This window comes from Pseudomonas sp. IT-P12 (assembly GCF_949767465.1).
GTDB lineage: Bacteria > Pseudomonadota > Gammaproteobacteria > Pseudomonadales > Pseudomonadaceae > Aquipseudomonas.
The window spans coordinates 28,226-41,269 of the sequence record NZ_CATKPY010000025.1 but is presented as its reverse complement, the minus strand read 5'-3'; the positions used below and the strand labels follow the sequence as shown (position 1 = coordinate 41,269).

At 60.2% G+C, this 13,044-nt stretch carries 14 protein-coding genes and 1 tRNA gene; 9 read left to right on the top strand and 6 right to left on the bottom strand.

Features of this window, described 5'->3' with window-relative positions; translation table 11 throughout:
• Window positions 1-51: 51 nt before the first annotated feature.
• Entirely contained in the window at window positions 52-357 is a 306-nt protein-coding gene (locus ACM6IM_RS23625; RefSeq protein ID WP_414866456.1) for a YkgJ family cysteine cluster protein, read from the top strand.
• Window positions 358-484: 127 nt separating this feature from the next.
• Here the strand turns inward: ACM6IM_RS23625 and ACM6IM_RS23620 are convergent, their stop codons facing one another.
• The 6 genes from ACM6IM_RS23620 to hemA all read right to left on the bottom strand — a co-directional run bounded on the left by ACM6IM_RS23620 (window position 485) and on the right by hemA (window position 5,846).
• Window positions 485-1,003, bottom strand: a complete 519-nt coding sequence (locus tag ACM6IM_RS23620; RefSeq protein WP_414866455.1) for an acyloxyacyl hydrolase — start codon at window positions 1,001-1,003, stop codon at window positions 485-487.
• A gap of 117 nt (window positions 1,004-1,120) precedes the next feature.
• The gene (gene murI, locus ACM6IM_RS23615; protein ID WP_414866454.1) at window positions 1,121-1,912 is read right to left on the bottom strand and encodes a glutamate racemase; all 792 of its coding nucleotides are present in this window, start codon (window positions 1,910-1,912) and stop codon (window positions 1,121-1,123) included.
• Window positions 1,905-2,660, bottom strand: a complete 756-nt coding sequence (locus ACM6IM_RS23610) for a molybdopterin-synthase adenylyltransferase MoeB (protein ID WP_414866453.1) — start codon at window positions 2,658-2,660, stop codon at window positions 1,905-1,907. The genes murI and ACM6IM_RS23610 overlap by 8 nt, the downstream gene beginning before the upstream one ends.
• Window positions 2,654-3,484, bottom strand: coding sequence for a peptide chain release factor N(5)-glutamine methyltransferase (gene prmC, locus ACM6IM_RS23605; RefSeq protein ID WP_414866452.1), 831 nt, complete (start codon window positions 3,482-3,484; stop codon window positions 2,654-2,656). The genes ACM6IM_RS23610 and prmC overlap by 7 nt, the downstream gene beginning before the upstream one ends.
• A complete protein-coding gene (gene prfA / locus ACM6IM_RS23600) occupies window positions 3,481-4,560 on the bottom strand; it encodes a peptide chain release factor 1 (protein ID WP_201196888.1) in 1,080 nt (359 codons plus the stop codon). Before prfA ends, prmC begins: the two co-directional genes overlap by 4 nt.
• Window positions 4,557-5,846 (bottom strand): glutamyl-tRNA reductase, encoded by a 1,290-nt coding sequence (gene hemA, locus ACM6IM_RS23595; protein ID WP_414866451.1) that lies wholly within the window; start codon window positions 5,844-5,846, stop codon window positions 4,557-4,559. Before hemA ends, prfA begins: the two co-directional genes overlap by 4 nt.
• Before the next feature lie 235 nt (window positions 5,847-6,081).
• Here hemA and ACM6IM_RS23590 point away from each other — a divergent pair, with 235 nt between their 5' ends.
• The 8 genes from ACM6IM_RS23590 (at window position 6,082) to ychF (ending at window position 12,998) form a co-directional block, all read left to right on the top strand.
• Window positions 6,082-7,806, top strand: a complete 1,725-nt coding sequence (locus ACM6IM_RS23590; protein WP_201196890.1) for a tetratricopeptide repeat protein — start codon at window positions 6,082-6,084, stop codon at window positions 7,804-7,806.
• Between the two features lie 4 nt (window positions 7,807-7,810).
• A complete protein-coding gene (gene lolB, locus ACM6IM_RS23585; RefSeq protein WP_192304964.1) occupies window positions 7,811-8,428 on the top strand; it encodes a lipoprotein insertase outer membrane protein LolB in 618 nt (205 codons plus the stop codon).
• Between the two features lies 1 nt (window position 8,429).
• Window positions 8,430-9,281: a 4-(cytidine 5'-diphospho)-2-C-methyl-D-erythritol kinase gene (gene ispE, locus ACM6IM_RS23580; RefSeq protein ID WP_414866450.1), complete on the top strand. Its 852-nt coding sequence runs from the start codon at window positions 8,430-8,432 to the stop codon at window positions 9,279-9,281.
• Between the two features lie 36 nt (window positions 9,282-9,317).
• A tRNA-Gln gene (locus ACM6IM_RS23575) sits at window positions 9,318-9,392 on the top strand.
• Window positions 9,393-9,439: 47 nt separating this feature from the next.
• Window positions 9,440-10,381 carry a ribose-phosphate pyrophosphokinase gene (locus ACM6IM_RS23570; protein ID WP_003171603.1) on the top strand — a complete coding sequence of 314 codons (942 nt, stop codon included), beginning with the start codon at window positions 9,440-9,442 and terminating at the stop codon, window positions 10,379-10,381.
• 140 nt (window positions 10,382-10,521) lie between these two features.
• Window positions 10,522-11,121 (top strand): 50S ribosomal protein L25/general stress protein Ctc, encoded by a 600-nt coding sequence (locus ACM6IM_RS23565; protein WP_192304960.1) that lies wholly within the window; start codon window positions 10,522-10,524, stop codon window positions 11,119-11,121.
• A gap of 169 nt (window positions 11,122-11,290) precedes the next feature.
• Window positions 11,291-11,875 (top strand): aminoacyl-tRNA hydrolase, encoded by a 585-nt coding sequence (gene pth / locus ACM6IM_RS23560; protein ID WP_008037207.1) that lies wholly within the window; start codon window positions 11,291-11,293, stop codon window positions 11,873-11,875.
• 22 nt (window positions 11,876-11,897) lie between these two features.
• Window positions 11,898-12,998, top strand: coding sequence for a redox-regulated ATPase YchF (gene ychF / locus ACM6IM_RS23555; protein ID WP_192304958.1), 1,101 nt, complete (start codon window positions 11,898-11,900; stop codon window positions 12,996-12,998).
• The last annotated feature ends 46 nt before the right edge of the window (window positions 12,999-13,044 follow it).

The window sequence follows — 13,044 nt, the reverse complement described above, 5'->3', positions numbered from 1 at the left end:
GTCCGTCAGACCTTTCACACAGCGATGATCGACTGACTTACACTGCGCCCCATGAAAACCATCCCCCACACGCAAATCGTCGAGCCGGCGATCACCTGCTCGACATGCGCAGCCTGCTGCTGCCAGCTCGAAGTCATGCTGATCACCGACACGGGCGTGCCCGAACGTTTTATCGACACCGATGATTGGGGCGGGGAAGTCATGCGGCGCCTGGACGACGGCTGGTGCGCCGCGCTGGACCGCAACAGCATGCTGTGCACGATCTACGAGCAACGCCCGCTGATCTGCCGGGAGTTCGAAATGGGTGCACCGGAGTGCATCGATGAGCGCCAGGGGATTATCACGGCGTATCGCTGATTCTTAAGTCAGCCTATAAGAAATGTGGGAGCGGGCTTGCTCGCGAATGCGGTGTATCAGTCGATACAATGGCGACTGATACACCGCATTCGCGAGCAAGCCCGCTCCCACGTTGACCACTTAAAGCTTACAACGGCATCGTGTAGTGCAGCGCGTAACTTTCGACGCCGTCGTTGTTGCTGCTCAGACCGGCGTTGGAATAGTGAGTCGCACGAATGCCGACCTCATGTCCGCCCGCGAAGCGCAGACCGAATCCCAGACGATCTTCGAACTGGAAAGACTGGCCGATGTTGTTGTCTTCGAGTTTGGTGTCGGAGAAAAACGCGACGCCGATCCCCGCCTCGATGTAGGGCTTGACGTTCTGGCCGGCGAACTCATAAACGAACACCGGGGAGAACGACAGGCTGTTGTTGGTGGAGGTCTTGTCGCCGTCCCAATAGGTGTAGGCGCCGCTCCAGAAACCGGTCAGGCGACCGACGTCACTTTGCAGCCAGCTCTGGTCCCAGTCGAATTGCATGCCCAGTCGATAGGTCATGGTCGAGTCGCTGGTCTGGCCGACCGAAAACTCCACACCTGCCGCCTGTGCAGTAAAGCTTTGCCCCATCAGTGCGGCCGCAATCGCGGCCAAGCAGAATAGTCTCTTCACTAGAAACATCCCTATTCGATCATTACGTTAAGTTTTATTTGAAGCCCAACCGTCAAGCTATAGAAGTCGGCGCTTATTCAGAAGTTCAGCCCGGATAAACGTTATTTCACATTTTTTTTACAAACTGAAGCTTCGCACAATCCCGGTCGAATTCCACAGCACGGGCAACACATTCTTAAAATGAAGCGGATCGGCGCTTGTCCAGAATTGCGCCGCCCCGGCCGGGCCATTGGCGAGCAGGTCGCGCTCGGACAACAGACGTTGCAGTTGGCGTGCCACCGCAGCGCCGGTGTCGATCAGGCTGATGTCCTCGGGGATCATCTGCCGCAGCAACGGCTTGAGAAAGGGGTAATGGGTGCAGCCGAGAATGATCGTGTCGCAACCGGCAGCCAGCAGCGGCCTGACATAGCTGGCCAGCAGCTCGCGCAGGGCGGGACTGCGCAGGTCACCGTTCTCAATCAGCTCGACCAGTCCCGGACACGGCTGGGTAATCACTTGCACGTCCGTGGCGAAACGGTCGAGCAGCGCGGCGAATCTGGCGCTTTGCAAGGTGCCGGTGGTGGCGAGCACGCCGACCACGCCGCTGCGGGTGGCGGCAGCGGCCGGCTTGACCGCGGGCTCCATGCCAACGATGGGCCATTGGGGATAATCGCGACGCAGGTCGGCAACGCCGGCGACCGTCGCCGTGTTACAGGCCAGCACCAGGGCCTTGGCGCCCTGCTCCTGGAAGAATCCAGCCATCACGCTGCAACGCTGACGGATGAACGCCGGGGTCTTCTCGCCGTAGGGAACATTGCCGCAGTCGGCGACGTACAGCAGCGTTTCATTGGGCAGCAGTCGCTGGATCTCGGCCAGCACCGACAGCCCTCCGACGCCGGAGTCGAACACGCCGATCGGCGCTTCACGCATGTTTCGGCCCACAGACGCGACAGGCCGGATCACGCTTGACCCGCAGCTCACGGAAGCGCGAACCCAGCGCGTCGATCAACAACAACCTTCCCACCAGGGGCTCGCCGAAGCCGGCCAGCAGCTTCATCGCTTCCAGTGCCTGCAGGCTGCCCACCAGGCCCACCAGCGGCCCGATTACCCCGGCTTCGCTGCACGTCAGCTCGGCTTCGCTGCCGTGACCGTATAAACAGTGGTAGCACGGGCTGTCCGGCCGCCGTGGATCGAACACCGACAATTGCCCTTCAAGACGGATCGCCGCACCGCTGACCAAGGGTTTTTCGGCAGCCACGCACGCGGCATTGACCGCCTCGCGGGTGGAGAAGTTGTCGGAGCAGTCGAGCACCAGATCCACCGCCGCCACGACGGCGGCCAGCGAGTCCTCGTCCAGCGCGGTGCGATGGGCGACCAGTTGAATCTCGGGGTTGATCGCGCTCAGTCGACGAAGCGCCGAGTCGACCTTGGTCTGGCCAACGCTGTCGGTGTCGTGAATGATCTGCCGTTGCAGGTTGGTCAGGTCGACGGTGTCGAAGTCAGCCAGATGCAGCTCACCGATGCCGGCAGCGGCCAGGTACAGCGCCACGGGTGAACCGAGGCCGCCAAGGCCCACGATCAACACGCGGCTCTGCTTCAGGCGCAACTGGCCGTCGACATCGACGTGTTGCAGCAGAATCTGCCGACTGTAGCGCAACAATTCCTGATCATTCAGCACGGCAGGCGTCCCAGGCTGATTCGTTGATGACCGCCCAGATCGGTGCGGCTGTGGACCTCTTCAAAACCGCGGGTGTGCAACAAGTCGCGCACCGCCTCGGCTTGATCGTAACCGTGCTCGAGCACCAGCCAGCCACTCGCCTCGAGGTGTTCCGGCGCCTGGGCGACGATCAGGCGCAGATCGTCGAGCCCGTCCGGACCCGCGACCAGGGCACTGGCCGGTTCGAAGCGCACATCGCCTTGCGCCAGGTGCGGATCGGCCGAGGCGATATAAGGCGGGTTACTGATGATCAACTGAAAGCGCTGACCGGCCAGTGCGCTGAACCAATGACTGCTCAGCACCGTGGCGTTGTTCAACTGCAGCCGCTGGCGATTGCGCTCGGCCAGGGCCACGGCCTCGATCACCCGATCCACCGCTGTGACCTTCCAAGCCGGGCGTTCACTGGCCAGGGCCAGGGCAATGGCGCCACTGCCGGTGCCAAGATCGAGCACCCTGGCGGGTGTCGCCGGCAAGAGCTCCAGCGCGGCCTCCACCAACAGTTCGGTGTCCGGGCGCGGGATCAGCGTGTGCGGCGCGACTTCCAGGTCGAGCTTCCAGAAACCCTGCTGACCGAGAATATAGGCCACCGGCTCACCGCCACGGCGGCGTTGCAAATATTCGGCGAACTTGAGCGCCGCTTCGCTGGGAACGATGCGTTCCGGCCAGGTGTGCAGGAAGCTGCGCGACTTGCCCAACGCTGCGGCCAGCAGCAATTCGGCATCCAGGCGCGCCGTCGGCGAGTCGGGCAGATCGGCGGCGCGCAACAGGCTGGCGATGATCGTCATTCGATGGCCGCCAGTTGATCGGCCTGGTATTCGGCCAGCAACGGTTCGATCACTGCGTCGACACCGCCGGCGAGGACTTCGTCGAGGGAGTACAGCGTCAGGTTGATCCGGTGATCGGTCACCCGGCCCTGGGCATAGTTGTAGGTGCGGATGCGCTCGGAGCGATCCCCGGACCCCACCAGCAACTTACGCTCGCTGGCGATGGCATTCGCCGCGGCGCTGGTCTGCTGGTCATTGAGCTTGGCCGACAGCCAGGACATCGCCCGGGCACGGTTCTTGTGCTGGGACCGTTCTTCCTGGCACTCGACGACGATGCCGGACGGCAAGTGCGTGATGCGAATCGCCGAGTCGGTCTTGTTGACGTGCTGACCACCGGCTCCGGAAGAGCGATAGGTGTCGATACGCAAATCCGCCGGGTTGATCTCGATCGCTTCCTGCTCGTCCGGCTCGGGCAGCACCGCCACGGTACAGGCCGAAGTATGGATGCGGCCCTGGGATTCAGTGGCCGGGACCCGTTGCACGCGGTGCGCGCCGGATTCGAACTTCAACTTGCCGTAGACATTCTCGCCTTCGACCCGGGCGATGACTTCCTTGTAACCGCCATGCTCGCCCTCGCTTTCCGAGAGGATTTCCACCCGCCAGCCACGCCGCTCGGCGTAGCGCGAATACATGCGGAACAGGTCGCCGGAGAAAATCGCCGCCTCGTCGCCGCCAGTGCCGGCGCGGATTTCGAGATACACGTTGCGTCCGTCATTCGGGTCCTTGGGCAACAACAGGCGCTGCAGGCGAGCCTCGATTTCGATCAATTGCTCCTTGGCTTCGCGGACTTCTTCCACGGCCATCTCGCGCATGTCGGCGTCGCTGTCCTTGAGCAGGGCCTGGGCCCCCTCCAGGTCGCCCTGGACCTTGAGCAACTGTTTATAGGTCTCGACGATCGGTTCGACTTCCGCGTATTCCTTGGAATAGGCACGGAATTTGGTCTGGTCGGAAATGACTTCGCCATCGCCCAGCAAGGCGGTCAATTCCTCGAAACGGTCCTGGAGCACGTCCAGCTTATTGAGCAGTGACGCTTTCATTGCGGTTTTTTATCCGAAAAGCTGTTCGATGAGCCCTCACCGAGGGCAAAAAGTTCCTGGGCCATGGCCAGTGCATCGAGGCGACCTTCGGCAGAGAGCTTTTTCAATTGAACGCTGGGTGCGTGCAAGAGTTTATTGGTCAGGCCGCGCGCCAGTTGCACCAGCACCTCTTCGGCGCTGCTGCCGTTGGCCAGCAAACGCTGGGCCTTCTGCAATTCTTCGTCGCGCAGGCGCTCGCTCTGTTGACGATAGGCCTTGAGCACATCCACCGCCGCCAGCTCACGCAGGCGCACCATGAAATCCTCGGCGCCGACCGAAACCATTTCCTCTGCGGCCTGCGCCGCGCCCTGGCGGCTCTTGAGGTTTTCGGCGACCACTTCGTGGAGATCGTCGACGCTATAAAGATAAACGTCGTCCAGCTCGCCGACTTCAGGTTCGATATCCCGAGGTACAGCGATGTCGACCATGAAAATAGGCTTGTGCTTGCGCAGCTTCAGGGCACTTTCCACCGCGCCCTTGCCGAGGATCGGCAACTGGCTGGCGGTGGAACTGATGACGATGTCGCTGCGCACCAGCTCGGCGGGAATATCCGACAGCAATACGGCGTGGGCACCAAACTGCTCGGCGAGGATGCTCGCGCGCTCGAGGGTACGGTTGGCAACGACGATGCGCTTGACCCCCAGGTCATGCAAATGGCGGGCGACCAGGGTGATGGTCTCGCCGGCGCCGATCAGCAGCGCCTGGCTGCGCTGCAAGTCGCTGAAGATCTGCTTGGCCAGGCTGACGGCGGCGAAAGCCACGGACACCGGGTTCTCGCCAATGGCCGTGTCGGTGCGCACCTGCTTGGCGGCGTTGAACGTTGCCTGGAACAGGCGCCCGAGCAACGGCCCCACGGTACCCGCCTCCCGGGCCACGGCGTACGCCGATTTCATCTGGCCGAGAATCTGCGGTTCGCCCAGCACCAGCGAATCGAGCCCGGAGGCCACTCGCATCATGTGACGAACTGCCGCATCATCTTCATGCACATAACTGCTGGCACGCAGCTCGTCGAGGCTCAGATGATGGTAATCGGCCAGCCAGCGCAGCACGACGTCAGCCGAAAGCTGATCCTGTTCTATATAGAGCTCACTGCGATTGCAGGTGGAGAGGATCGCAGCTTCGCGGCTGTCGGTGAGTCGGCAGAGCTGCTGCAAGGCCTCAACCAGTTGCTCAGGGGTAAAGGCCACGCGCTCGCGGACGTCTACTGAAGCAGTCTTGTGGTTAATACCGAGTGCAAGGAAGGCCATTCAAAGTCGCTGATGGTGACGTGAAGCCGGCAATTGTCCTACTTCGACACACCGAGAACAACTACTCCATTTCTATTGACCCGGTAGGCCACGTCCCGCTTTGCGAGCGGTTCTCGTTTACACCACGCCTCCACCCGCCAGGTCCCGTGCAAATGGGAAATTGGTCGGGCGGTTATGTTTGCTCGAAGGCTTGTGTCATGATGATCCGACCGCAGGTTAGTCGTCCTCTTCCTATATGAATAGATCTTCCGCGTTGCTCCTCGCTTTTGTCTTCCTCAGCGGCTGCCAGGCCATGGCACCCGTTTCGTCGGACGGTACGCCGCCGGTCGAAGACAGCACTCCGGCCCCTGAAAAGCCCAAGGTCTACAGCTCCTTCAGCGAAGAAACCATCTTCAGCCTGTTGAGCGCCGAACTGGCTGGCCAGCGCAATCGCTTCGACATTGCCCTGGACAACTACGTGACCCAGGCCATCAACACCCAGGATCCGGGCATCTCCGAGCGGGCATTCCGTATTGCCGAGTACCTGGGCGCCGACCAGCCCGCCCTGGACACCGCACTGATCTGGGCGAAAAACGCACCCGACGATCTCGAGGCGCAGCGGGCTGCCGCCGTGCAACTGGCGCGCGCCGGACGCTACGACGACTCCATGGTCTATATGGAGAAGGTCCTGCAAGGCAAAGGTGACACGCATTTCGACTTCCTCGCCCTGTCCGCGGCCGATACCGATCAGGAAACCCGCAACGGCCTGATGAAAAGTTTTGATCGCCTGTTGCAACGCCATCCGAACAACAGCCAGCTGATTTTCGGCAAGGCCCTGCTGATGCAACAGGACGGCGACAGCAAGGGCGCCCTGGCCCTGCTGGAAGACAATCCGCCGGACGAAGGCGAAATCGCGCCGATCCTGCTGCGCGCGCGCCTGCTGCAAACCCTGGGGCGCGGCGATGAAGCCTTGCCGCTCCTGCAAAAAAGCATCAAGAAATACCCGGACGACAAACGCCTGCGCCTGACCTACGCACGCACACTGGTCGAACAGGACCGCATGGACGACGCCAAGGCCGAGTTTTCGAGCCTGGTTCAGCAATACCCGGAAGATGACGAACTGCGTTACTCCCTGGCGCTGGTGTGCCTGGAAGCCAAGGCCTGGGAAGAGGCCAAGGGCTATCTGGAAGACTTGATCGCCCGGGACAGCCATGTCGACTCGGCACACCTGAACCTCGGGCGCATCGCCGAGGAGCGCAACGATCCCCAGGGCGCGCTGATCGAATACGCCCAGGTAGGGCCTGGCAACGATTTCCTGCCGGCGCAATTGCGCCAGGCCGACATCCTGATGAACAACGGCAGGACCGCCGAAGCACAAAGCCGCCTGGCCGCAGAACGCGACGAGCAGCCTGATTACGCCATCCAGCTGTACCTGATCGAAGCCGAAACCCTGTCCGCCAACAAACAGGAGGACAAGGCCTGGAATGTCCTGCACAAGGCCCTTCAGCAATACCCGGACGATCCGAACCTGCTGTATACCCGCGCCATGCAGGCGGAAAAACGCGATGACCTGGCACAGATGGAAAAAGACCTGCGCCTGATCATCAAACGCGATCCGGACAATGCCATGGCACTGAACGCGCTCGGCTACACCTTGTCCGACCGGACGACGCGCTATGTCGAAGCCAAGGCCCTGATCGAGCAGGCCCACCAGATCAACCCGGAAGACCCGGCAGTACTCGACAGCCTCGGCTGGGTGAATTACCGCATGGGCAACCTCGACGAGGCCGAGTCCCTGTTGCGCAAGGCGCTGGAGCGCTTCCCCGACCAGGAAGTCGCCGCTCACCTGGGTGAAGTCCTGTGGGCCAACGGCAAACAGCGCGAAGCCCGACAGATCTGGAGCAAGTTCCTCGCCGAACAACCCGACAGCACCATCTTGCGCGACACCATCAAGCGCCTGACCGGATCAGAGACTCTTTAAGATTATGTTTTTGCGCCACTTCATCGTTTTCAGCTTCATCGCCCTACTCGCCGGTTGCGCGGGCTTCGGCGCCCGCGAGTCGGTTCAGGGCCAGGGCAACCAGGCCCAATGGCGTGAACACAAAGCGCAAATGACCGGCATCGATGGCTGGCAGATCAATGGCAAGATCGGCATTCGCGCCCCGAAGGATTCGGGCAGCGGGACGCTGTTCTGGCTGCAGCGCCAGGATTACTACGACATTCGCCTCTCCGGTCCCCTGGGTCGCGGCGCGGCCCGTTTGACCGGCTCCCCGGGCAAGGTTTCGCTGGAGGTCGCCAATCAGGGGCGCTACGAAGCGCCGACGCCGGAAGTGCTGCTGGAAGAACAACTGGGCTGGAACCTGCCGGTGTCGCACCTGAACTGGTGGGTACGCGGGCTACCGGCGCCTGACAGCAAGAGTCGCCTGACCCTGGACGCCGACAGCCGCCTGGCCAACCTCGACCAGGATGGCTGGCAGGTCGAATACCTGAGCTACGCCGAACAGAACGGTTTCTGGCTGCCGGAGCGGATCAAACTGCATGGCGCCGACCTTGATGTCACCCTGGTGATCAAGGAATGGCAACCTCGCAAGCTGGGGCAATGACATGACGCCCCCACGCTTGACCCTGCCCTCCCCGGCCAAGCTCAACCTGATGCTGCACATCCTCGGGCGTCGTGAAGACGGTTACCACGAGTTGCAGACGATTTTTCAGTTCCTCGACTACGGCGATGAAATCACCTTCGCCGTACGCGACGACGGCGTGATTCGACTGCACACCGAATTCGAGGGCGTTCCCCACGACAGCAACCTGATCGTTCGTGCGGCCAGAAAACTTCAGGAGCACTCCGGTTGTTCGCTCGGGATCGACATCTGGATCGAAAAAATTCTGCCCATGGGCGGTGGGATCGGCGGTGGCAGTTCCAATGCCGCGACGACGCTGCTAGGCCTCAACCACCTCTGGCAACTGGGTTGGGATGAAGACCGACTGGCCGCACTGGGCCTGACGCTGGGTGCCGACGTCCCGGTTTTCGTGCGTGGCCACGCGGCTTTCGCCGAGGGCGTGGGGGAGAAACTCACCCCGGTTGAACCCGAAGAACCGTGGTATCTCGTACTTGTTCCGCAAGTATCTGTAAGTACAGCAGAAATTTTTTCAGATCCACTGTTGACACGTAACTCTCCTCCCATTAAAGTGCGCCCCGTTCCCAAGGGAAACAGTCGAAACGACTGCTTACCGGTGGTAGCGAGGCGTTATCCAGATGTTCGTAACGCTTTGAATTTGCTAGGTAATTTTACCGAAGCAAAACTCACCGGAACTGGAAGTTGTGTGTTTGGGGGCTTCCCAAGCAAAGCTGAAGCTGATAAAGTCTCGGCCCTTCTTACAGAGACCCTTACAGGGTTTGTAGCAAAAGGAAGCAACGTTTCGATGTTGCATCGCAAGCTGCAAAGTCTGCTCTAAAGGAACCGAGTACTGGGTACTCGTTGCAACAGATACAGGGGCGTCGCCAAGCGGTAAGGCAGCAGGTTTTGATCCTGCCATGCGTTGGTTCGAATCCAGCCGCCCCTGCCATTTTCCTATACTCATCCAGGTATACCCTCAGCCTTCAGGTACTGCGCGTGTCCAAGATGATGGTCTTTACGGGGAACGCTAACCCCGATCTGGCTCGGCGTGTCGTACGTCAGCTGCATATCCCTCTCGGTGACATTTCTGTCGGTAAGTTCTCCGACGGCGAAATTACTGCCGAGATCAATGAAAACGTCCGCGGTAAAGATGTCTTCATTATTCAGCCGACTTGCGCTCCGACCAACGATAACCTGATGGAACTGGTAGTGATGGCTGATGCCTTCCGCCGCTCCTCGGCGACTCGTATCACTGCTGTTATTCCTTACTTTGGTTATGCCCGTCAGGATCGCCGTCCGCGTTCCGCACGTGTGGCTATCAGCGCGAAAGTCGTGGCTGACATGCTGACCGTCGTCGGCATCGACCGTGTTCTCACGGTTGACCTGCACGCTGACCAGATCCAGGGTTTCTTCGATATTCCGGTAGATAACATCTACGGCTCCCCGGTTCTGGTGGATGACATTGAAGATCAGCGCTTCGAAAACCTGATGATCGTGTCCCCGGACATTGGCGGCGTTGTGCGTGCACGTGCCGTTGCCAAATCCCTGGGCGTGGACCTCGGGATCATCGACAAACGCCGTGAGAAAGCCAATCACTCCGAAGTGATGCATATCATTGGTGACGTCGAAGGGCGTACCTGCATTCTGGTCGATGACATGGTCGATACCGCCGGCACCCTGTGCCACGCGGCCAAGGCCCTGAAAGAGCATGGCGCGGCCAAGGTTTTCGCCTATTGCACGCACCCTGTGTTGTCGGGTCGGGCGATCGAGAACATTGAAAATTCCGTGCTGGACGAACTGGTGGTGACCAACACCATCCCGTTGTCCGCTGCAGCACAAGCCTGTGCGCGTATCCGTCAACTGGATATCGCACCGGTCGTTGCCGAGGCGGTCCGCCGCATCAGCAATGAAGAATCGATCAGCGCGATGTTCCGCTAAGGGCCCTGCCCTTCTCGAACGTCCCGTTGACGAAAAGCGCCCCGCCCCGGCATTCCTGCCGGGGCGGGGCTTTTTTGCCCATACCGTGTCTGGCGCTGGTCGCAAACGCCAACCGGGAATGGCTATTTTGGAGATACAAAATGACTGACTTTACTCTGAACGCTCAAGCGCGTACTGACCTGGGGAAAGGTGCGAGCCGCCGCCTGCGTCACGCTCTGAACATCCCTGCCGTTGTATACGGTGGCAACAAGCCTGCTGAATCCGTGACCATCCTGGCCAAGGAAATCGCCAAGCTGTTCGAAAACGAAGCGGCCTACAGCCACGTGATCGAACTGAACGTCGACGGCACCAAGCAAAACGTCATCGTCAAAGCCATGCAGCGTCACCCAGCCAAGCAATTCATCATGCACGCTGACTTCGTGCGTGTTGTTGCTGGCCAGAAACTGACTGCCAAAGTACCGGTTCACTTCGTCAACGAAGAAGCCCCGGTCAAGAAAGGCGGCGAAATCTCTCACGTTGTGAACGAGATCGAAGTTTCCTGCGAAGCCAAGGACCTGCCTGAGTTCATCGAAGTCGACCTGGCCAACGCCGAAGTCGGTTCGATCGTTCACCTGTCCGACCTCAAAGCCCCTAAAGGCGTTGAGTTCGTTGCTCTGGCACACGGCGATGACAAGGCTGTTGCCAACGTCCACGCTCCACGTGTTGCTCCAGAAGCTACCGAAGAAGGCGCTGCAGAGTAATTTCACTCTGTTCGCCGGAGTGACGGAAACATCGCGGACTGGAACGTAGCGAGAAAGCGGGCGGGAACGCGGAGTTTACATTCATGGTAAATGAGCATTTTTCGTCCACTTTCAACGCTTGCACCGTTTGCAGCGATGTCATCCACCACTTCAAGGAAGGGCCCCTATCGTGACTGCCATCAAACTGATCGTTGGCCTGGGAAATCCAGGCGCTGAATACGAACAGACCCGGCACAACGCAGGGGCCCTTTTTGTTGAGCGCATCGCGAACGCACAAGGTGTGAATCTTGTGGCCGATCGCAAGTATTTCGGCCTGACCGGGCGTTACTCGCATCAGGGTCAGGATGTTCGTCTGCTGATTCCCACCACCTACATGAACCGCAGCGGCCAGGCCGTCGCGGCACTTGCCGGTTTCTTCCGCATCAAACCCGAAGAAATCCTGGTGGCGCACGACGAACTCGACCTGCCTCCGGGCGTCGCCAAACTCAAGCAGGGCGGCGGCCATGGCGGTCACAACGGCTTGCGCGACATCATCGCGCAACTCGGTAATCAGAATACCTTCTACCGCTTGCGGCTTGGCATCGGCCATCCGGGCGTAGCCAGTATGGTTTCAAATTTCGTCCTGGGTCGCGCGCCTCGCGCCGAACAGGAAAAACTCGATGCCAGCATCGACTTTGCCCTCGGCGTGCTGCCGGATATCCTCGCCGGTGAATGGAACCGCGCGATGAAAAACCTGCACAGCCAGAAGGCCTGACTCTTTTCCGAGGGGAAACACCATGGGATTCAATTGCGGCATCGTCGGCCTGCCTAACGTCGGCAAGTCCACCCTCTTCAACGCCCTGACCAAATCCGGGATCGCGGCCGAGAACTTCCCCTTCTGCACCATCGAGCCCAACAGCGGGATCGTACCGATGCCGGATTCGCGTCTGGATGCCCTGGCAGCCATCGTCAATCCGAAACGCATCCTGCCGACCACCATGGAATTCGTCGACATCGCGGGCCTGGTCGCCGGCGCCTCGAAAGGTGAAGGCCTGGGCAACAAGTTCCTGGCCAACATCCGTGAAACCGACGCCATCGCCCACGTGGTCCGCTGCTTCGAAGACGAGAACGTGATTCACGTCTCCAACAGCGTCGACCCGAAACGCGACATCGAAATCATCGACCTGGAACTGATCTTCGCCGACCTCGACAGTTGCGAGAAGCAACTGCAGAAAGTCGCGCGCAACGCCAAGGGCGGTGACAAGGATGCAGTCGCTCAAAAGGCCCTGCTCGAGCAATTGATCGCGCACTTCACCGAAGGCAAGCCTGCACGCAGCCTGATGAAGAACATGAGCGCCGAGGAAAAGGCGATCATCAAGGGTTTCCACCTGCTGACCACCAAGCCGGTGATGTACATCGCCAACGTCGCTGAAGACGGCTTCGAAAACAACCCGCACCTGGACGTGGTCAAGGCCATCGCCGAAGAAGAAGGCGCGATGGTGGTACCGGTGTGCAACAAGATCGAAGCGGAAATCGCCGAGCTGGATGATGGCGAAGAAAAAGACATGTTCCTCGAGGCCCTGGGCCTGGAAGAACCTGGCCTGAACCGCGTGATCCGCGCCGGCTACGAAATGCTGCACCTGCAGACCTACTTCACCGCCGGTGTCGAGGAGGTCCGCGCCTGGACCGTGCGTGTCGGTGCCACCGCACCACAAGCCGCTGGCGTGATCCACACCGACTTCGAAAAAGGCTTCATCCGTGCCGAAGTCATCGCCTACAACGACTTCATCCAGTTCAAGGGTGAAGCCGGTGCCAAGGAAGCCGGCAAATGGCGCCTGGAAGGCAAGGACTACATCGTCAAGGACGGCGACGTGATGCACTTCCGCTTCAACGTCTAAACGCTTTACCCATGAAAAAGCCGCGTTCGATACGCGGCTTTTTTAT